21 protein-coding genes and 1 pseudogene are annotated in these 18,552 nt (G+C 60.9%); 14 read left to right on the forward strand and 8 right to left on the reverse strand.

Going from position 1 to position 18,552, the window contains the following annotated elements:
* A partial coding sequence (locus tag VB716_RS07625; RefSeq protein WP_323270149.1) for a phosphoglucomutase/phosphomannomutase family protein occupies positions 1–1,219 on the forward strand: 1,219 nt, incomplete at its 5' end.
* 31 nt (positions 1,220–1,250) lie between these two features.
* On the forward strand, positions 1,251–1,865 hold the full coding sequence (rdgB, locus tag VB716_RS07630) for an RdgB/HAM1 family non-canonical purine NTP pyrophosphatase (protein ID WP_323270150.1): 615 nt from the start codon (positions 1,251–1,253) through the stop codon (positions 1,863–1,865).
* A 23-nt stretch (positions 1,866–1,888) separates the two neighbouring features.
* Here the strand turns inward: rdgB and VB716_RS07635 are convergent, their stop codons facing one another.
* On the reverse strand, positions 1,889–2,392 hold the full coding sequence (locus VB716_RS07635) for a DM13 domain-containing protein (RefSeq protein WP_231598107.1): 504 nt from the start codon (positions 2,390–2,392) through the stop codon (positions 1,889–1,891).
* A 204-nt stretch (positions 2,393–2,596) separates the two neighbouring features.
* Between VB716_RS07635 and VB716_RS07640 the strand changes: the two genes are divergently transcribed.
* The 6 genes from VB716_RS07640 (at position 2,597) to VB716_RS07665 (ending at position 5,974) form a co-directional block, all read left to right on the forward strand.
* A complete protein-coding gene (locus VB716_RS07640; RefSeq protein ID WP_322757979.1) occupies positions 2,597–3,181 on the forward strand; it encodes a sigma-70 family RNA polymerase sigma factor in 585 nt (194 codons plus the stop codon).
* The gene (locus VB716_RS07645; protein WP_197157956.1) at positions 3,178–3,909 is read left to right on the forward strand and encodes an anti-sigma factor; all 732 of its coding nucleotides are present in this window, start codon (positions 3,178–3,180) and stop codon (positions 3,907–3,909) included. Before VB716_RS07640 ends, VB716_RS07645 begins: the two co-directional genes overlap by 4 nt.
* A gap of 141 nt (positions 3,910–4,050) precedes the next feature.
* Positions 4,051–4,317, forward strand: a complete 267-nt coding sequence (locus VB716_RS07650) for a hypothetical protein (protein ID WP_323270151.1) — start codon at positions 4,051–4,053, stop codon at positions 4,315–4,317.
* A 36-nt stretch (positions 4,318–4,353) separates the two neighbouring features.
* The gene (locus VB716_RS07655; protein WP_323270152.1) at positions 4,354–4,914 is read left to right on the forward strand and encodes a hypothetical protein; all 561 of its coding nucleotides are present in this window, start codon (positions 4,354–4,356) and stop codon (positions 4,912–4,914) included.
* A 9-nt stretch (positions 4,915–4,923) separates the two neighbouring features.
* The gene (locus tag VB716_RS07660) at positions 4,924–5,307 is read left to right on the forward strand and encodes a hypothetical protein (RefSeq protein ID WP_323270153.1); all 384 of its coding nucleotides are present in this window, start codon (positions 4,924–4,926) and stop codon (positions 5,305–5,307) included.
* 58 nt (positions 5,308–5,365) lie between these two features.
* Positions 5,366–5,974, forward strand: coding sequence for a hypothetical protein (locus VB716_RS07665; protein WP_323270154.1), 609 nt, complete (start codon positions 5,366–5,368; stop codon positions 5,972–5,974).
* 52 nt (positions 5,975–6,026) lie between these two features.
* On the opposite strand, the gene VB716_RS07670 is transcribed toward VB716_RS07665, so the two are convergent.
* On the reverse strand, positions 6,027–7,565 hold the full coding sequence (locus VB716_RS07670) for a carotenoid oxygenase family protein (RefSeq protein ID WP_323270155.1): 1,539 nt from the start codon (positions 7,563–7,565) through the stop codon (positions 6,027–6,029).
* Between the two features lie 67 nt (positions 7,566–7,632).
* Between VB716_RS07670 and VB716_RS07675 the strand changes: the two genes are divergently transcribed.
* Positions 7,633–8,304: a hypothetical protein gene (locus tag VB716_RS07675; RefSeq protein WP_323270156.1), complete on the forward strand. Its 672-nt coding sequence runs from the start codon at positions 7,633–7,635 to the stop codon at positions 8,302–8,304.
* Positions 8,305–8,334: 30 nt separating this feature from the next.
* On the opposite strand, the gene hisB is transcribed toward VB716_RS07675, so the two are convergent.
* Positions 8,335–8,976 (reverse strand): imidazoleglycerol-phosphate dehydratase HisB, encoded by a 642-nt coding sequence (hisB, locus tag VB716_RS07680; protein ID WP_231598104.1) that lies wholly within the window; start codon positions 8,974–8,976, stop codon positions 8,335–8,337.
* 85 nt (positions 8,977–9,061) lie between these two features.
* On the opposite strand from hisB, the gene VB716_RS07685 reads away from it, so the two are divergent.
* Positions 9,062–9,682, forward strand: coding sequence for a carbonic anhydrase (locus tag VB716_RS07685; RefSeq protein ID WP_197171226.1), 621 nt, complete (start codon positions 9,062–9,064; stop codon positions 9,680–9,682).
* A 171-nt stretch (positions 9,683–9,853) separates the two neighbouring features.
* Here the strand turns inward: VB716_RS07685 and VB716_RS07690 are convergent, their stop codons facing one another.
* Positions 9,854–10,009 (reverse strand): hypothetical protein, encoded by a 156-nt coding sequence (locus tag VB716_RS07690; protein ID WP_323270157.1) that lies wholly within the window; start codon positions 10,007–10,009, stop codon positions 9,854–9,856.
* A gap of 49 nt (positions 10,010–10,058) precedes the next feature.
* Between VB716_RS07690 and VB716_RS07695 the strand changes: the two genes are divergently transcribed.
* The 3 genes and pseudogenes from VB716_RS07695 to VB716_RS07705 all read left to right on the forward strand — a co-directional run.
* On the forward strand, positions 10,059–10,730 hold the full coding sequence (locus VB716_RS07695) for a class I SAM-dependent methyltransferase (RefSeq protein ID WP_323270158.1): 672 nt from the start codon (positions 10,059–10,061) through the stop codon (positions 10,728–10,730).
* 41 nt (positions 10,731–10,771) lie between these two features.
* On the forward strand, positions 10,772–12,784 hold the full coding sequence (locus VB716_RS07700; RefSeq protein WP_323270159.1) for a hypothetical protein: 2,013 nt from the start codon (positions 10,772–10,774) through the stop codon (positions 12,782–12,784).
* Positions 12,785–12,914: 130 nt separating this feature from the next.
* Positions 12,915–13,184, forward strand: a pseudogene (locus VB716_RS07705) (transposase); the annotation flags it as partial.
* Positions 13,185–13,339: 155 nt separating this feature from the next.
* On the opposite strand, the gene VB716_RS07710 reads toward VB716_RS07705, so the two are convergent.
* Positions 13,340–14,206, reverse strand: coding sequence for an AGE family epimerase/isomerase (locus tag VB716_RS07710; protein ID WP_323270164.1), 867 nt, complete (start codon positions 14,204–14,206; stop codon positions 13,340–13,342).
* Between the two features lie 12 nt (positions 14,207–14,218).
* Between VB716_RS07710 and VB716_RS07715 the strand changes: the two genes are divergently transcribed.
* Positions 14,219–14,419 carry a hypothetical protein gene (locus tag VB716_RS07715; RefSeq protein WP_323270160.1) on the forward strand — a complete coding sequence of 67 codons (201 nt, stop codon included), beginning with the start codon at positions 14,219–14,221 and terminating at the stop codon, positions 14,417–14,419.
* A gap of 239 nt (positions 14,420–14,658) precedes the next feature.
* Here the strand turns inward: VB716_RS07715 and VB716_RS07720 are convergent, their stop codons facing one another.
* The 3 genes from VB716_RS07720 to fabI are packed head-to-tail and all read right to left on the reverse strand — an operon-like array spanning position 14,659 to position 18,322.
* Positions 14,659–16,449, reverse strand: a complete 1,791-nt coding sequence (locus VB716_RS07720; RefSeq protein WP_323270161.1) for a glycosyltransferase — start codon at positions 16,447–16,449, stop codon at positions 14,659–14,661.
* Positions 16,449–17,513, reverse strand: a complete 1,065-nt coding sequence (locus tag VB716_RS07725; RefSeq protein WP_323270162.1) for a hypothetical protein — start codon at positions 17,511–17,513, stop codon at positions 16,449–16,451. The genes VB716_RS07720 and VB716_RS07725 overlap by 1 nt, the downstream gene beginning before the upstream one ends.
* A 26-nt stretch (positions 17,514–17,539) precedes the next feature.
* The gene (gene fabI / locus VB716_RS07730) at positions 17,540–18,322 is read right to left on the reverse strand and encodes an enoyl-ACP reductase FabI (protein WP_323270163.1); all 783 of its coding nucleotides are present in this window, start codon (positions 18,320–18,322) and stop codon (positions 17,540–17,542) included.
* Positions 18,323–18,552: the final 230 nt, after the last annotated feature.

Genomic DNA, 18,552 nt, shown 5'->3' on the forward strand with positions numbered 1-18,552 from the left:
GGTGCCGGTGCTGGCGGACAGCGCCATCCCCACCCCCGCCGCCAGCTGGGCCGTGGTGGAGCGCGGCGCCCTCGGGGCCCTGGTGATCACCGCCAGCCACAACCCTCCCGAATGGCTGGGTCTGAAGATCAAGGGCCCCTTCGGCGGATCAGTGGAAGGCAGCTTCACCAGGCGGGTGGAGCAGCGGCTGGCGGCGGGCGGCATCACCGTGCCGATCCCCGGGGCCACCCTGCGCTTCGATGCCATGGGGAGCTACCTGGCGGGCCTGCGGGCGAAGGTGGACACGGCTGAGCTGAGCGCCGGCCTGGAGCGGCTGGGGCTGCAGGTGATCGTCGACCCGATGCACGGCTCAGCGGCCGGAGGCCTGCCCCGCCTGCTGCCGGAAGCTGCCGCTGCAGACCACCTCCGCGAGATCCGCTCGCATCGGGATCCCCTGTTCGGCGGCAACCCACCCGAGCCGTTGGCCCCCTATCTGGGCGAGCTGGTCGCCGAGGTGCGCGCCTCCACCCTGGCGGGCCGGCCGGCGGTGGGCATCGTCTTCGACGGTGACGGCGACCGCATCGCTGCAGTCGATGAACACGGCCGCTTCTGCAGCACCCAGCTGCTGATGCCCCTGTTCATCGACCACCTGGCCCGTGCCCGCCAGTTGCCGGGCACGGTGATCAAGACCGTGAGCGGCTCGGACCTGATGCAGCAGGTGGCCGAAGACCTGGGCCGCCCCGTGATGGAGAAGGCCGTGGGCTTCAAGTACATCGCCGCCGAGATGCTCAGCGGCAGGGTGCTGGTGGGCGGTGAGGAATCGGGTGGAGTGGGATTTGGCATGCACCTGCCGGAGCGGGATGCCCTGTTCGCGGCCCTGTTGCTGATCGAGGCCCTGGTGGAGGGCGGCCTTCCCCTGGGGGCCCGCATCGACGCCCTGCAGCAGCGCTGCGGCGGCGCCGCGGCCTACGACCGCCTTGATCTGCGCCTGCCGGACATGGCGACTCGCAGCCGTCTGGAGGCTTTCCTGGCGGACACCCCGCCGGCGGAGGTGGCCGGCGCCGCGGTGCAGGAGGTGATCACCACCGATGGCGTCAAGCTGCGCCTCGGCCCCAGCCACTGGCTGATGCTGCGGTTTTCGGGCACCGAACCGCTGCTGCGCCTCTACTGCGAAGCCCCGAGCCAGGACCGGGTAGACGCCGTGCTGCACTGGGCGCGGCAGCTCGCCGAGGGGATCTAAGCCGGGTCGCTCTCCAACCGCTGCACCACCGATGGCCGCCTCTTCCTCCCCAACATCCATGCTGGTGATCGCCAGCGGCAATGCCGGCAAGGTGCGTGAGTTCAGCCATCTGCTCGCCGGGCTGGGCCTGGAGATCCGGCCCCAGCCGCAGGGTCTGGAGGTGGAGGAAACCGGCAGCAGCTTCGCTGAGAACGCCCGCCTCAAAGCCACCGCCGTGGCCCGCGCCACAGGCGCCTGGGCCCTCGCCGACGATTCGGGCCTGGCCGTGGAGGCCCTCGGCGGAGCTCCGGGCGTGCACTCGGCCCGCTACGCCGCCACAGACTCCGCCCGGATCGACCGCCTGCTGAAGGAGCTGGCCACCGCCCAGAAGGCTGACCCGGTCGCCAGCCGTGCGGCCGAGTTCATCGCTGCCCTGGCGGTGGCGGATCCCGGCGGCACCATCCGTCTGGAGGTGGAGGGGATCTGTCCGGGCACGATCCTCGCGACGCCGCGCGGATCCGGTGGCTTCGGTTACGACCCGGTCTTTTTCGTGGAGGAAGCCGGGCTGACCTTCGCGGAGATGGCCAAGACGGAGAAAGCCCGCCTCGGCCACCGCGGAAGAGCCTTCACCCTGCTGGAACCCCAGCTGCGCGCTCTGCTGGGCTGATCCATCTGGCGAGGTTCGGTAAGTCAGGACTTCAGCGGTGCCCAGGCCATGGTGGCGTTGAACTTCTGGCACCAGATCAGCACCGAGCCCTGCTTGCTGAGATCGATCGAGGCGGGGATGGTGTAGCTCTGCCCCCCTTGGCTCGTTTTCAGGGGCGCCAGGATCGTGTAGCTGCCGGGCTTGAGCGGGTAAGCGGGGGCCTTGCTGCTGGCCAGGGGGGTGGGGGACGGGCTGAAGACGATCTTCAGATCGGGGGCCGTGTCGCTGGTCTTGAAGTCCTTGCTGAGCTTGAGCACCTGCTTGCCGCCTTCGCTGTGGATCGAGAAACCACCGCTCACAGGTTTCTCCCCCATCCGGAAATTCCCCTTGGCCATGGCAGAGGCCGTCATCCCGGCGGCCTCTTTCTGCATGGGTTTGGTCATCGGTTTGGACATGGATTCGGCATGGAGCGCCGCACCCCAGAGCAGGGTGGCGCCGACCAGGGCCAGGGCAGAGGAGCGGGCCACGGGTGAAGAGAACAAGGTCATGACGAACGAGGACTGGGGGTGTGAGGGTGGGCAGAGGAGGTACCGGTGGGCTGAGGTTTCGGATTGGGACGCCACCATTCCCGCCCACGGCAGTGCTGCAGCCGCTGCCCGTTCCGCCAAACCGATCAGGCTGCTCAGCGGTATCCCCATCAGACGGTGCCTGTTGATGGCGCCTGCTGACAGAGCCTGATCGGCCACTTCCCAGTGGAATTCCCTCCTCAACAACCGAATGTCGCTGCCGCCAGGCCCCTGGCGCAGGGGCTCGCGTCCGATCCGCCGAGCCCCACCGATCTCGGCGCGCTCTACGACGCCTACGGCGGGCCCGTCTTCCGCCTGGCGCTGCGGTTGTGCCGCTCGAACCAGGAGGCGGAAGACCTCTGCCACGATGTCTTCCTGCGTTATTGGAAGCAGGACCGCTACGAGCCCTCCCGCGGGCCGGTGCTGGCCTACCTGCTGCTGCTCACCCGCTCGATGGCGATCAACCGCCTCAATCAGCGGAGCAATCGCTGGCAGCTGGTGCAACGCTGGTCGGAGCAGCTGTTCCCGCAGGCCGTGCGCAGCCCCCAGGAGTCCGCCGAGGCGGATGACCTCAGCCAGCGGGTGCGCCGTGCCCTCGCGACGATCCCCGCCAATCAACGGCAGGTGCTGGAGCTGGCGTATTACGAAGGCCTGAGCCAGTCGGCGATCGGGCAGCGGCTGAACCTGCCCCTGGGCACCGTCAAGACCCGTTCCCGCCAGGGCCTGATCCGCCTGCGGGAGTTGCTGATTGATTTCCGGAGCACACCATGACACCGCACGACGCCAACCCAGAGGCCACCAACCCGGACGCCGCCGTCGATGCCCTGCTGGCCGGCCATGCCCTGGGGGATCTGGACGAAGAGGAACGGGAGCAGCTGACGCTGTTGCTGCTGCAACGACCGGAGCTGCACCAGCGGCTGGAGGACTTCCGCACGACGCTCGAGCTGCTGCCCCTGGCTCTGCCGGCGACGCAGCCGGCACCAGAGGGCGTGCGTCGCCGCTTGCTGAGCCCGGCGCCGCAACCCCAGGTCAGCCGCCGTGTGGCCGCTCCGTCGTGGCTGGTGCCTGGCCTGCTCTCCCTGGGGCTGCTGTTCCTCGGCATGGAGCTGCACCAGACCCGTCAGCAGCTGGCGCAGCTCCAGCTGACGGTGCCGCCTTCAGCCACCCTCATGCCGGCCAGCCGGCGCCTGCCTCTGCGGGCGATGGAGGGCCGCGACCAGGCGTTCGGCGAGGTGCTCGTGACCGGCAGCCCCACCAACAACATCCTGATGCTCAATGATCTGCCGCCGCCGCCGCCCCACCATGTCTATCGGCTCTGGGCCAACGTGAACGGCCGGCAGGTGGGCTGCGTCGCCTTCAAACCCACCGCCCAGGGCCATGTGGCCATGCTGATCCCGCCCTTTCCCACCAGCCAGGCCAGCAGCCTCAGCGTCAGCGTGGAAGCCGACCCCCTCGGCGCGGCACCCACCGGCCCGCGGGTGCTGACCAGCACGATCTGAGCCGCCATCGCGGCAATCAGCCTTGCGGCGCCTTCCTGAAACTCCTCATCCCCTATTCATCGCGTTTTCATCTCTCATTGGAGAGGAAAGCCGATAGGCTGGTTACTGTAAAAGATCAGGCAGAGCGCAAAGGGGAAGCCCATGGGCCAGCTGGTAGCCATTTTAGTCGCGACAGCGATGATGGGTCTGATAGCGCCGCCCATGGTGGAGCTGGCCTTGATGCCTGCAAGGACGTCTCGACAGAAGAGCAATTTCTCCCTGGCTGAATCCAACGCGATTGCCGTTCGAAAGCAGGCTGCAAAGGTAAACAGGGACGACATTGATGGGCTGACCCGTCCTGCCGGCTGCAAGCTGGAGCAAGGTGAGATTCCCGCCGGCCATAACACCGTCGTGGATTACTTCGTGTAATGCAAAGCAGGAGAGGAGGGGACTAGCTCCTTTGCAGTGGCCTGGCAGCCCTTGTATGGGATTGACGATTTTGTTGGCGATGGCGGCGACGACAAAACCGAGGAAGAAGCCGATATCTGCTATAGCCTTTACGATAAGAATGGTGACTGGCAAAGTGATAATGAGAAAATGCGAATTGAATTTGGCGACCCTAAGCAGAATGTGTTCCGAGGCTCAGCCTCAGAGGTCGGACAAATTGCATTGGCGACCAAGTCTCCCCCGGGCAAATCGGTTTCTAGCAGTGCCGAGCTTTATGTGCGGGTTCACGACATCAGCGATGAAGATTGCTCCAAAGTAGATGCCTCGGTCAAGCCGTCCATGATCAGCTCCGGAGGTGAGGACGGCGAATCCGATTCCAAGGAATGTACGGTGCCAAATTATGTGGGTAAGACATTCAGTGAAAGTCCCGATAAATCTAAATGGAACGAAACCGGCAAAGGCAAATTTGATACTGATGGCTACCACAAAACAAAAAGGAACAAAGTCGTCGAACAGGATCCAAGCCCGGGCAAGAAGGTTGACTGCGATGAAGACCTTGAGCTGGAGTTCGATGATTGAGGCCTGGACATGAATCTTGTCGCCCTTCTGATCGCCGCCACCCTGCTCGGTATCGGAGCTCCCTTCATGGTGCAGCTGCTCTCGACGCCACTGCGCAGCAATACCGATCTCACCGGTCAGACCGCCGCCGATGCTTTCGCCGAACGGCTGCAGATTGAGCTGCGCCGCTCTGACGGCAATCTCACATTGGATGACAAAGGAGTTCTATCGCTTGATGGCAATGAGATCACCGCACCCGAGGGCTGCAATTTCGACAAAAACAAGGGGGCGACCGGCATTTTCGTGAGTTGCCCTAACGCAGCACGGCCTCAGGACTCTCCTGGCGTCGCCGCTCTGGTCACCGCAGCCCCCTGCGAGTCCGATCTCTTTCCCGCCCCCTGTCCCAAACCCTGAAGGCTCGGTTTGATTCCGCCATGGCGGAGCAGTATGAGCACACTGCGGCAACACCCTGATGACTGCGGACCGTTCCCCTGGCTGTGTGGTCTGTGGTGAGCCGGAGGCAACGCCGGGAGTGCCACTCTGCCGGAATCACCTGGAGCGTTGGCATGCCTATCTGGTCGACTGTGACGCCTCCTGCCGGCCGGTCGATCCTGGCCGCTGGCGGCGTGATGTGCTCCTGCCAGGGCGGCAGACAGCTGGGCGGCTCCCTGCCTGGCTGAAGCGGATCGTGGTGCTTGGGGGTAGCGACTTCCGCAGCTGGAACAGGAGTGACGAGCCCTTGCTGCAACCGGAGGCCACCCCCGATCCCGCCCTGACCCGCTGGTGCGACAAAACGGTGATGGATCGCATCCGTTTAGCCGAGACCTGGTCGAGTGTGCTGGTGTACGTGGGCGGGGTCGTGCTGGCGCTGCTCTTCCTGCTCGTGATCGTCTACGCCTTTGGGCCAGAGCCCAACCTGGCCTTGGTGCAGGTGGGGCTGATGGGGTTCGCGGCCGGGCTCTTGCTGTTCTACGGCGGCATCTACAAGGAACAGCTCTGTCACATGCGGTACCACCGCACCCGATTGACCCGGGAGCTGGTCGATGCCTTCCAACGCCCCCCACTGCACGAAGACACCTGAATGGGATCACGGAATTCGTTGAGCCACATGGTTTGAGCCTCGGGGCCTGGACCTAACCCAGGGGTGCCCAGCTGCCGTGCAATCCGTAGGGAATCGCCAGCGGCAGTTCCAGCACGGCCTGCTCGCTCAGGTCGGCGGCATGGAGGATCACCAGATCGCTGGCACAGCGGGCCCCGTTCCAGACCAGGTTCAGTACCCAGCCGTCGTCTTCTGCGCGGGGGGCGCTGGTCGCGGTCGCAGGCCGCGGTACCATCACCGGCTCACTGACGAAGCCCCGCGGCGCCGCACTCCAGACCCGGCGCTCGCCGGTGTGCAGATCAAGCTTCTCGATCGCCTGCAGCGGAGCGTTGCCCCGCTCACATTCGGCCACCGCCGTCCAGCCGTAGCGGGCATCGAGGCCCTGGCGCTCGGGGTTCACCATGGCGAACTCGCAGCAGCGCTCCTCCAGCACGGTGCTGGCGGCGGTGCGGTGCTCCAGATCGATGCGGGTGCGCACCAGGCGGCCAGCGGGGAGGGTGTCGAAGTCCACGGCGCGGAAATCCACGCCCGGATCAATCGACGGGAAGTCGTCGTAGAAGATCGAATCCACCACCAGCTCGCCTGTGGCGGCATCCTCGAAAGCGTTGAGGTGGTGGAACACGAAGCCCTCTGGCGCTGGCACCACGATCGGCGCCGTGGGTTCGGCGGCGGAGTCGCCAGCGACCGTGGCGCCAGGGCGCGGCACGATCAGGAAGTGGCCCTGCTCGCCTGGCTTGGAGGCCAGGCACTGGGCCGCCCCCTTGAGACCCGCCACGAAGGGGAGGGGGTTGAAGGCCACGGCGTTCTGGAGGAACACGGCGTAGCGCGGCGTGATCGCGAAGTCGTGCAGGAAAGCGAAGCCGGCCACGCTGTCGTGACGGTCAGCCAGCAGCTGGCCGGCGCGCGGGCCGCTGGCGGCGAACTCCATCAAGCGGATCGTGCTGCGCGGGCCGGCCTTGACCCCGAAGGTGACCATGCGGGCCTCCCCGTGGTGCCCGGGATCGAAGCGGGGATGGGCACTGAAGGCCTCACCCTTGCCCAGCACCCCATCCAGCAGCGTGAGGCCTCGGGTCTCGAGTGTGTCCGGATCGAGGGCGTGGGGGGAGCTGGCCTCCCACAGGGCCAGCAGCTGATCGCCGAGCCGCACCACATGGGTGTTGGCGATGTTCTTCATGCGCAGATCGAAGGCATTGGCCAGCAGGCCACCGGGCTTCTGGCTGCCGAAGACGCCGCGATAGAGAAAGCGGCCCGCGGCCTCCTCCTCCAGCCAGCCCTCGGTGCGCACAAAGCGGTTGGTGAGCACGGCCTGGCCCGCCTCGAAGCGCAGGGCGGTGATCATGCCGTCGCCATCGAAGGGATGGTGCAGCCAGTGGCCGCCCCGCTCCAGCCGGCCCGGCCCGTTGCGGTAGAGGGTGCCGGCCAGGTCCGGCGGAATCGTGCCGCGCACGGCGTTCAGCGGCACCCGATCCAGTTCGCCGAGCACATTGCGGAATGCACTGGCCCAGTCGGCTCGGTCGTAGGTAGCTCCCGATCCTGAGGAGGATCCGGGGTCACGACTGGGGGCGAGGGTCATGGGGAGGTGGGGAGGATATGGATCAGGCTGCAGCCATCATCCCGTAACAGAGTGTGACAACGCGAGGGTGCACCAGACGGTCGGTCGCCGCCATGATTCCCGCAACGGCACCGGTGCCATGCAGCAGAGCAGTGAGTCCCCTGCCGAAACGGATTCACCCCCCGGGGCGGCGATCGACTGGGACGCTCTCGGTCGGATCCGTGAGCTGGAGGAGTATTTCTCCGCTGACGCGGAGGGTTTCCGGGCGGCCATCAGCGCTGAGATGGCTGCGATCATGGCCCTCCCAACGGAGCAGCTCGACAAGCTGGCGCTGCTGCGGGTGCTGGAGGTGACCAACGGCTGCCTGCAGTGGGGCTTCCGTCGCGGCGACGCCGAAGCCCTGTCCGCCGACCGCACCCGCGACTGCATGCGGACCGTGATCGGCTTCATCAACGAGCGCTGCATCACCCTGCCGGATGGCAGCCGCATCACCTTTTCACCAGCGGTGATCCGGATGATCGGCGAGGGCCAGGCCCTCTACCGCGAAGCCTTCAAGCGCAACGATGCCGAGGCCCGGCGCCGCTATTTCGCCGCCTCCACCGCCCAGTTCCTCGTCTACGGCAAGCCTCGGATGGAGGTCGCCATCGAGCGGGTCGCCACCGTCTTCGAGCCCCTGTTCGATCGCTTCTGGCTGGAGCGGGGCCAGCGTTGGATCCGCCCATATCTGGCCGCCCAAACCGCTGGCGATTCCGCGAGCTGAACGGCGCTCGCGTGGCCCACGACCAGGTGCTCAGGCCCCGGCGCGCTCCAGCACGCCCTTGCTGCTGGGCACGGCCCCGGCGCGACGTGGGTCCATCTCCACCGCCAGCCGCAGGGCGCGGGCGAAGGCTTTGAAGCAGGCCTCGACGATGTGGTGGGAATTGGCCCCATCGAGCTGGCGGATGTGGAGGGTGAGGCCGGAGTTGTTGACCACGGCCACAAAGAACTCCTTCACCAGTTCGGTGTCGTAGCTGCCGATCTTCTGAGCTGGAATCTGCAGGCTGTAGCTGAGGTGCGGCCGGCCGGAGCAATCCAGCGCCACCTGCACCAGGGCCTCATCCAGGGGCGCCACGAAGTGGCCGAAGCGATGGATGCCGCGCCGATCGCCCAGGGCCTGGGCCAGCGCCTGGCCCACGGCGATGCCCACGTCTTCGTTGGTGTGGTGGTCGTCGATGTGGGTGTCGCCCACAGCACGGATCTCCAGGTCCACCAGGCCGTGGCTGGCGATCTGATGGAGCATGTGATCGAGAAACGGCACCCCAGTGGCGGCCTGGCAGCGGCCGCTGCCGTCGAGGTTGAGGCTGACGCGCACGTCGGTTTCGCCGGTGACGCGGTGGACACTGCCGGTGCGTCCAGCGGCGGAGCCGCGATCAGGGGCCAGGGGGGCGGACACGGGCGTTGGGATGGGAGTGTACTGATCATGCCCAAGTCGGAAGCCGACATCGGGTCACAATTCAGAGGTACCGACCGTCCGCCGCTTGAACGACTCTCCCCAAGCGGTGCTCGCTGAGCTGCGCGCAGGCCATCGACGCTTTCTGGACGGGAAGTCGCTCCATCCTCACAGCAGTCGCGAGCGCATGCTTGAGGTGGAGTCCGGCCAGCATCCGACTGCTGCGGTGCTGGGCTGTGCTGATTCCCGGGTGCCGGTGGAGTTGCTGTTCGACACGGGTTTCGGTGATCTGTTCGTGGTGCGCAACGCCGGTACCCTTTCCACCACCGCGGCAATCGCCTCTCTGGAGTATGCCGTGGCCCATCTGGGCGTGCCCGTGATCGTGGTTCTCGGTCATGAGCGCTGCGGTGCGGTGGAGGCGGCCCTGAACCCGGCGCTGACCCTCACCCCGAGCCTGGCCCAGTTGGTGGGTCAACTGCGTATGGAGTTGCACAGTCTCGGCGGCCTCCACGACCTGGAGCAGGCCTCACGCCACCACACGCTCAACGCGGCCCGCAACCTGGTCGATTCCAGCGTGTTGCTCACCGACCTGATGCGCGCCGGCCGCCTGCAGGTGGAAGCCGCCTTCTATAACCTGCACAGCACCACGATCGACTGGATGGGATCGGTGATGCCGATGCACTCTGAGGCCCTGATCACATCCCCATGACCCCTGTGGTAGAAGAGCGGCCGGAAAGGCACCACGGACGCTTTCTCAGAAGCGTTGCATGCATGAGTCTGCAAAGGAAAATAAAGATCAGGGCGCTGTCTTTTGCCTGATAAGTCCTCTTCCTCTTTCCCGGAGAAGTCTTGCAAGACTCAGCGGCCGTGCGCGGGGAATTCAAAGTGATTCTCCAGTGGGCTTCAGCTCAGAATCACGATCAAATGATGTCTGAATTCTGCTTTCAAGCACTGCAGATAGGCTCAGCTTGCCATCAACATCCGCTGTTGGTGCAGCCAGCGTGCTGGCCTGAATAGCTTGAAGGGCTAAGTCCACGTGGGAAGATGTGAGACTCTGGTATTATTAACTCATTGACCGGCCTTGAATGAGCCCTGAATTACGCCTGCCCAGCCTGATAGCCGCCATGGCAGATAACCCCGATCTCTGGGAAATGGGCCATGGACAACGGCAGGAGGTCAAGGATCTTGGTCTTGGATGGACATACTATGGCTTGACGCGAACACTTCGCCCAAGCTTTTCGATTGTCATCGGCTCTTGGCGCGGCTTCGTGCCCCTCTTGATTGGTCAGGCAATTCAGGACAATGGAAACTCAGGGAGTCTCTTGTTCATCGATCCATCTTTTGTCGACAATCAATGGAAAGATGGACGAGCTAAAGACTATTTCTCCTCATACGGTATCACCTGTATTGAACATCGACAACAGACAAGTCAAGAGGTCATTGCTGAGCCTGAATTTTCCAGGATGGCTATTGATCTTCTGTTTATCGATGGCCTCCATACAGAGGAGCAATGCCGATTGGAGTTTGAATCCTTTCTTCCTCGGCTGACTCCTGGGGCCATAGCTCTATTTCATGATAGCCATAGTCAGGTTATCTCGGAAATCTATGGCAAGGAGAAGAGCTATGCCCACACAACCTGGCGCTATATTGAAGAATTAAGGGGTCGGCGCGACCTTCAGGTTTTTGACCTGCCGATTGCTCAAGGTGTCACGCTGGTTCAGCGAACCCCACAGACAATTCCATCCACTGTGCTGTGATCCAGTTCAATCTCCTGGGAATCTTTCAAGGAAGCAGTCCCATGAGTCCCTGGCCGGTTGGGGTGCTTCGACTCAAAGTTGACAAGCTGCGCCTGCAGCAACTTTTGCACAAGCCGAATACTCAGCGTTTGCGAGAGCTTCTAAGGGAGATCCCGGATTCAAACGTCCTCTTGGAGAGCTTCAGGATACAACGAAAAGAGCAACTAGAGGAAGGCGCTAACTGTGACCCGGTAATTGATCCTAATCAGGAAGAGGAATATGATAGCGTAGGCTTGGAGACAGTTCCAGTTCTTGATATTGAGACATGGATCCCACGCTGGCTTGACGGACTGCAAGTTCGCTCAGGAGCCTTTCGGCTAGAGAAACCGCGGCACTTGAATTCTCGATCCAGAGTAGATGGGAGAGGAGGCACGGAGGATGAATTTCTACGCATTCAAGTCGATATGCAGGATTGGCCAGTTCAGGAGCTGCTTGATGGTCTGCGTTGGTCGATCAAACTTTGGAACCTTGCTCTGAATGATGAAAAGGGTCGGCACCGGCGCGAAGTTCTTGCCTCCGCTCCTTCGAGCAAGCCTGGGCCCAAACCTGCCCTTCCAGCCATGGCTCTTCATCTTGTCGAACTGGGTATGGACTGGCACTTTGAGCAACTCAATCGAGGGATGCCGATGCTCGTCGTCGGTCGTGGTCGCGGCCAACGGCGTCTGTCGCAGAAGCTCACAGATCAAACCTCCGGTTGGGGTCTGCACAGTGTCAAGCAGAAGGTGGTGACTGCAAGGCTGCTTGCCAAGGCTGGACTGCCAGCGCCTGCAGGGGGACCTGTTTGGACGCTTCGAGACGCAATGGTTCTGGCGGAAAAACTGGGCTATCCAGTCGTCACTAAGCCGGCCAATGAGGATCAAGGTAAGGGTGTTGTCACCAATATCGAGAGCCGGGAGGTGCTGCAAAAAGCCTTTCGACGCAGCGAACAGGCAGGCAAGCCTGTACTACTCCAACCGCAGATCATCGGGAGAGACTTTCGCTTTTATGTGGTGAAGGGAAAATTACTGGCGGGAGTGGAACGAATCCCGGCACATATCCGAGGAGATGGCAGCAGCAAGGTTCGAACACTTGTGGAAATGGAGAATCTTCGCCGCTGGCATTCCCCCATCATTATGGAGGGTGGCGGGAAAAGTAGATTCAACCGAATCAATCTGAACCAGGAGGCCATGCACCTTCTGAAGGCCCAGGGCCTCACAGCCGACAGCATTCCAGCCGATGGACACACCATTCAACTGAGCCCTTCCGCCAACTTCAGCATGGGAGGAACCGTACGTGAATGCCTAGCCGAGGTTCATCCAGCTAACAGGCAGATACTGACTAAAGTTGGTAAAATCTTTCATCTGGACGTGGTTGGTATTGATGTGATCGCTCCGACGATGGAAGAACCCCTACATCGGAATGGAGGTGTGATCTGTGAAGTGAATGGAATGCCTGGAATCCTTCCTCATCAGTTGGCTGAGCCGAATCGAAAGCTCATGGGGGAAACTCTCGCCCTGTTGCTAGAAGATTTGGTCAGGCCACCCTTGATTGCGTTCCATGGAGGAGGTATTACTCCAACTGTGATCAACACACTTGCGGATGCACTCTCGGAGACTCATCCCGAGTTGGCTGTTGTTGACCGTCAAGGTCGGCGTGATGGAAGCATCGTCTGGCAGCAAGCAGATAGTCGCAATTTCAACAGTTATCGACAGGCTTTATCCGACCCTGATGTTGAAGCATTTCTTTTTGAGCTGAAGAGCCAATCGCTGATGAAAGATGGACTGCCTTGGGCCAGAACAGATCTCCTGGTTTTGCTTGACGGAGAGGCTCCTATGCCTCAATCATGGGAGCATTGGCTCGTCAGCCGAGCCGAACTTGTTTTGGCATCGAAAGACAGATCTACGCACCTCCCTGTGGGGCCAGCCAAGGTTGTCATGACATCAGGAGAGTCAGCCAATGAGATTGCCGAGCAGATCATTCTGTTGCTGCAAAGAAGACAGGAAGCAAGGTCTATAAGCAAGTGGAACACTGACTGAACTACCAGCTAAGTCGGGCCTCCTGCGAAAGGGCAGAGCGGCTGTGCCGCAGTAGATCCGAGCAGATTTCAACTGTAGAATGTGTTCAATTCGGCTCGATGTCGCCGAAAACCAGCCCAGAGTTTTTCATATGTATCAGCGCGAGCATCGTCATCAGCTCTCGTTTGAGGATTTCTTCTTGCCGTTTGGCGGCAAACTCTCAGGTGATAATCGCTTGATCAAGCTTGCTGAGCTCATTCCCTGGGATGAGCTGGAGGACGACTACGCGTCGCAGTTCTGTAAAGGCTTTGGGGCACCTGCCAAGCCATTTCGAATGGCATTGGGTGCCCTGATCATCAAAGCTCGCATGGCGATCACAGACGAAGAGCTGGTTGAACAACTTATGGAGAACCCGTATGTCCCGCGTCAACCCCCTTGGCCGATCGCTCAACCAGATTGTCGCCGGATAGCAGCCTGAGCAACACTCAGTGTTAGGCCGGGGCCTCCCCACTTTGCTGACCTGGGGCTGGTTCTTACTTTCTCAGGAGGCCCTAAGTAGTCCTTCAAAGCAGTGATTTATCCTGCCCTTTCGAGCAATTGGCTCAAGCAGAGCGTCTCATGAGAGGCATCTTTCCAGGCCCCACCTTTGAAGAGATCTGTCTTATTCTCGTCACTGTTAGCGACATGATCAAAGAAACCACCCGAATGCTCATCCAGGAGATATTGTTCAATGAATGTGAGTGTCTTGCTCGTATACTCTGAGGCTGTTACCCTTGTAGCCTTGTCAAAATGCGCGGTAACAGCAACGGCGTCTAGGGCTGCCAGTGCCTCAAACTGCACCCACCAACTCTTTCGCCGTACAACTAAGTCGTGCCCTTCAATGGAGTCTGGAAGGCAATGAGGCAAAGCGAAGAAGAAGCCGCCACCCATACGATCCCAGGCCCTTTCGATAGTGTTCCAGACAATTGGCTTCAAGGTCCCGATTGTCTCAGGCGTGATTGGCAAGATCACCTCAGCCTGAAGTATCCGTTTGACCAATTGCCAGGTCTGGCCAATTCTCCAATGATGTCCTGGCCCGACTTCTCCAACTGAGTTGAAAAAGAACTGCACTGTACCGGTTGCCCTGTGGACCAGGCTGAGCAGTTGATCTCTTAGTGCCTCAAGTTGGGGCAAGAGGTCTGACTCGGGCCAGGCCTGATGCAGCAAGACCAGTGCTTCGAAGCAGTCCCCAAGCACATTGAGGTCGCATAGAGCATAAGGAGTTCCGACGCCATCCAGCCGATGCCAGGCTTCCCCAGGGTCTGCACTGGTAAGGGGTATTCGCAGGCCGATTGGGAGGGTGTCTCCGACTGCCTGCGTCACCCAGTGCCAGCAGGCAAGGGATCGTTCCAGTGCTCCATCTTGTGGGAACAGCAGGGCCCGAGTTGCCTCAAAGCTGATCATATAGGCCAATCCATGGAGATGGACTTCGGACCCTTGCTGTCGACCCTCGATGGGATTGCTCCACTGCCGCCAGCCGCCGCTGTGAGGATCATGAAAGACATGATCGATGTCGTGTCTCGCTCTCCGGACCGCTTCATGAAGGATCTCTGCATGCTGCGGGAATTGGGCAGCAAGAACCGTGGCGGCCCAGCCCTGTCGTACACTGAATTCTAGAAGCTGTTGACGACCATGTCTCGGTGACCAGTCTGGACCGAATTCGGCAAAGAGGCCGGGTCCAGCAGGGTCAAAACATCGAGGAAACCAAACCTCCAGCACGTGGGTGTGGAGTAGTTGTCGCACTCGATCGGAGTTCATCATTGCCAATGAAAGTTGGAGATCAGTCCGCAGAGGATTACCCTGCATTGGTCGAGAAACTGGCTGACCGACTCTTGCGCCTACCGGTGTGCTTTATTTCAAGGCGCGACGTGATCTCTTCCATGGATGCGTCTCCAACGAAGTGCCGAACATGCCAAGATGAGAGATTCGGAACCGGCTGGATTCGCTTGGCGGCATATGATTATTGCTGCCAATACTCCCAATACTTGCACCATCAAAGGGATCCATGCAACCAAAGCAGAAGGACTCATTGGGTCAAGGATCTGATGCATAATAATTAGCATTAGGAGGCTGAGATGGCAGGCAAGAGTGAGGCCAAGGGAGCCAAAAGGGCGGCGCTTTGTTTCGCCGAATGAGGTGGGCGCCTGCCGATTCTCTGACTGATCTGAGGCTGCTACTTTGCTTGTGGGAACCCACCGCTTTCTTCGGGGTGTCAAAAGTTCAGCCATCGCCCTCAGATCGCACCATCTTGCGAATTGATCCAGCAGAAAGATATCGAACAATTTACTGGGGTGCAGCCTTGGTACGTGAGGTGCGTCGTAGTCGGGCCGAGCAGGAGTGATGGAAATGACGATTTCGATCAATAAGATGAAGGCCCAGCAGGCGAAGAGAGCTTCCGAACCCTTGCCCCACTTGGGCAGCAGGATCAGAATGAAGGGGAACAACGCCTTTGCCCGGCTGCCAATGAGGCGGTCCCAAAGATCCATATACTCACACAGCGTCAAGGAACCGTGACAGCGAGAAAGTAGGAACGTAAACTCTTTCAGTAGGATCTGGATTGTGCCGTAGCACCACCGCACAAGCATCGATTCCAGATCAACCAAGCGCAGGGGTGACCAGAACGCTGCAGGACTCCACACCATCCTGCCATGCATGCCCAGCCGATTGGCTCGGAGGGTCATGTGCATGTCCTCGACCAGCAGACTCTTTCCACATAGTGTTTGACTTAGTGGTGCAATCTGCTTCAGTGCTGATGTTCGCCAGATGCAATTGTGTCCTTGGAACATTGGCCATCCACCTAGGTCTGCGCGGATGAATTCTTCAAACTTTATTCTTTCTAATAGATTTGCCGTGGCTGAGGGCACTCGGCCGAGCGGCTGACTTACTGGAATATTGTAAAATTGCAAGAATGCCAGCTCACCTTCTTTATCAAAAGCCCCCACATGACTGATCAGAGAATCTGCTGGAATGGAGTTGTCAACATCCAAAAACAGCACCAGATCTGCGCTGATCTCCTTGAGTGCATGATCGAGGTTCCCCGCTTTGAACCCCTCAGTGCCACGGCGATGCAACAAGCTCACATTCACTCCAACAGACGTCAGTTGGTGGATGTACTGGCATAAGCCTCTCAGCTCGCCATCATCATCATCACTATTGTCAGTTACAACGAGTGAGAGCTTTCGCTTGGGATATTCCAAATTAAGTACAGACTCGATCGTGAGCCGAACCACTGCAAGGGGCTCGTTCCTACAAGGAACAACCACAGATACAGAGGGAAGTTCATCGACAACAGAGCGGGGTAGTTCGCTCGACCAAGGCCGATCGATGGGCAGCTTCCTCAAACCATTGTAAAACCAAAGCGTATGGGCCCAGGCAAAGAAGCAAGGTGCCAGAAGCGTATTCCCCAGCAGCAGCAAGGCCATACCGGTGGCAGTAGGAGCGGTGGAACAGCTGGACAACGTCCAGGCAAGATGAAACGTGAGGACGCAGAACAGCAAGCCAATTATATTGAAACCAAGCGGCTCTCCACCCCTGCCATCGTGACCCGGCTGACTGAAGCGGCGATCGCCGACCGGCAGCCACAGCCTGAGGTGAATCGGTACCACCAGCATCAAGGTGAGGACCGATGCAAGAATGGGCCATACCATCAGCGCTGGCTTCTAGGGTGTGCGATGGCTGAGAGATCATCGTCGTCCATTCTCTCCATAAAGTAACGATGTAAATGACGTTCCATCAGCTCTTTGCCTGGACCCAGAAAGCAAAGAAGGCCAGAGCTGTCGAATCCGAGGTGTGCGTCGAGGTCGATATTCAAGTACTGCAGGGCCACATGTCGAGCATCGTAATGGCGGTTCGAGAGTGAGCCATGGTGGAGATGGAAGACACGCTGAGGCAAGGAGCCCATTGGCTTTTCACGCTGGGTTTGTGATCCACAGAACTTCTGATAGGCGACATGGTTCACATACGTGAGCCCAGCTGCATTGCAGCCTGCGACGAGATCATCGCCTCGCCCGAGCAGCCCAAGCATCAGGAAAAGGTCTCCCCCACCGCCGATGAAGCGATCCGGTATTCCGCCCAACCGATCCAGTGTTTTCCGAAGGCAGGACCAGGCAAGGCCCGGGGTTGGGATGGGCAATTCCTTGAAAGCATTCTCATCCTCGCGCCTTGAAGACTGCTCACTACTCCTCCCTTGCTCCAGAAGATCTTGAAACCGCAGGCATTGATTGCTGATGATCTGATTCAGAAGCTCCTTCTGATCGGCTACCCTCGACAAGGCATGCCCCAGTCCGATGCATCTTGATGTGTAAGGAGGCTCCTCCGACTCGCTCAGGAACCCATCGGACTGGATGGTTGATGGCAGGTGACAGACTTCGGAAAAGGGTTGGATTATCCGATAAATCTTCAATGCTGAGATTGCTTTCTCCGGCCAGTCAGCATCTTCAAAGATGAGATCAGCATCCATCAATGTCACATGGGTGCATTCCTCGGGAAGCGCCTTGATGCCAATGTTCAGAAGCCTCTCCTTCTGCCATAGAATGCTGCCTCCGCTGATCTGCAGAACCTTCAGGCCAATCCCAGGCTCTAGTTCAAACTGGCCTGATGGACTCCACTCCACCACGACAAGTGGAATCCTCAAGGCCCTGCGGAAGATCTCGAAGATCCTTCGTCGCGACTTCCAACCAAGGGGATTGAAGTAACAGGTCAGGCCCCACATGCCCTGCCTGATCCCGGATGATCCCATCACATCCCCGTGATGCAGTAGCCGGCATCCACGTAGAGCACCTGGCCGGTGATGCCGCTGGCCAGGGGGCTTGCCAGGAAGGCGGCGGTGGCTCCGACTTCATCCTGCGTCACGGTGCGGCGCAAGGGGGCCTTCTCCTCCACGTTGTGGATCATGTCGAGGATGCCGCCGATGGCGGAGCTGGCCAGGGTGCGGATCGGGCCGGCGCTGATCGCGTTCACCCGCACCTGCTTGTCGGGGCCCAGCTCGGCGGCCAGATAGCGCACCGAGGCCTCAAGCGCCGCCTTGGCCACGCCCATCACGTTGTAGTTGGGGATGGCGCGCTCGGCGCCGAGGTAGCTGAGCGTGATCACGCTGGCGCCCGGGTTGAACAGGGGCTTGGCCCAGCGGCACAGGGGCGCCAGGGAATAGGCGCTCACCTCCAGGGCCCGGCCGAAGCCCTCGGGGCTGATGTCGGAGTAGTCGCCGATCAGTTCGTCCTTGCCGGCGAAGGCCAGGCAGTGCACGAGTACATCGATCGAGCCCCACTGCTCCTTCACCCGCGCGAACACCGCCTCGATCTGGGCGGGGTCCTGCACGTTGAGCGGTTCGAACAGGGTGGGAGCCAGGGGCGCGGTGAGCTCGCGCACCTTGGCCTCGAAGCGGCCCTTCTCATCCGGCAGGTAGGTGACGCCCAGCTCGGCACCGGCCCCCGCCAGCTGCTGGGCGATGCCCCAGGCGATCGAGCGGTTGTTGGCGATGCCGGTGACAAGGGCCTTCTTGCCGCGCAGATCGAGGAGCATGCGGAAACGGGTCGGGGGCGATCGTGGGATTCTCCCCCACCCGCTCCCAGCTCGGCCCGGCCCAGGCCAGCGCCCGGTCAAGGCAAGGCCATGAATCGCAGCCAGGATCGGAGCCAACCCCGCCCTGCCGCCTTGGACGCGCGCGCCCCCCATGCCACCGCCACCGCACACGGCGACCGGCCCCGCAAGTTCGCCTCCAGGGCCGCCCTGGTACAGGCGCTGCGGCCCCT

Origin of the sequence: Synechococcus sp. CCY9201 (genome assembly GCF_034931105.1) — a bacterium.
GTDB lineage: Bacteria > Cyanobacteriota > Cyanobacteriia > PCC-6307 > Cyanobiaceae > CBW1002.

Bases quoted from the DNA above. Each gene is read 5' to 3' on its own strand.
- VB716_RS07665 (WP_323270154.1), top strand. From the start codon at position 5,366: ATGACTGCGGACCGTTCCCCTGGCTGTGTGGTCTGTGGTGAGCCGGAG.
- VB716_RS07720 (WP_323270161.1), bottom strand. From the start codon at position 16,449: ATGGTATGGCCCATTCTTGCATCGGTCCTCACCTTGATGCTGGTGGTA.
- VB716_RS07650 (WP_323270151.1), top strand. From the start codon at position 4,051: ATGGGCCAGCTGGTAGCCATTTTAGTCGCGACAGCGATGATGGGTCTG.
- VB716_RS07710 (WP_323270164.1), bottom strand. From the start codon at position 14,206: ATGATCAGCTTTGAGGCAACTCGGGCCCTGCTGTTCCCACAAGATGGA.
- VB716_RS07635 (WP_231598107.1), bottom strand. From the start codon at position 2,392: ATGACCTTGTTCTCTTCACCCGTGGCCCGCTCCTCTGCCCTGGCCCTG.
- VB716_RS07695 (WP_323270158.1), top strand. From the start codon at position 10,059: ATGAGCCCTGAATTACGCCTGCCCAGCCTGATAGCCGCCATGGCAGAT.
- VB716_RS07700 (WP_323270159.1), top strand. From the start codon at position 10,772: ATGAGTCCCTGGCCGGTTGGGGTGCTTCGACTCAAAGTTGACAAGCTG.
- VB716_RS07645 (WP_197157956.1), top strand. From the start codon at position 3,178: ATGACACCGCACGACGCCAACCCAGAGGCCACCAACCCGGACGCCGCC.
- VB716_RS07715 (WP_323270160.1), top strand. From the start codon at position 14,219: ATGGAGATGGACTTCGGACCCTTGCTGTCGACCCTCGATGGGATTGCT.
- rdgB (WP_323270150.1), top strand. From the start codon at position 1,251: ATGGCCGCCTCTTCCTCCCCAACATCCATGCTGGTGATCGCCAGCGGC.
- VB716_RS07725 (WP_323270162.1), bottom strand. From the start codon at position 17,513: ATGTGGGGCCTGACCTGTTACTTCAATCCCCTTGGTTGGAAGTCGCGA.
- fabI (WP_323270163.1), bottom strand. From the start codon at position 18,322: ATGCTCCTCGATCTGCGCGGCAAGAAGGCCCTTGTCACCGGCATCGCC.
- VB716_RS07660 (WP_323270153.1), top strand. From the start codon at position 4,924: ATGAATCTTGTCGCCCTTCTGATCGCCGCCACCCTGCTCGGTATCGGA.
- VB716_RS07670 (WP_323270155.1), bottom strand. From the start codon at position 7,565: ATGACCCTCGCCCCCAGTCGTGACCCCGGATCCTCCTCAGGATCGGGA.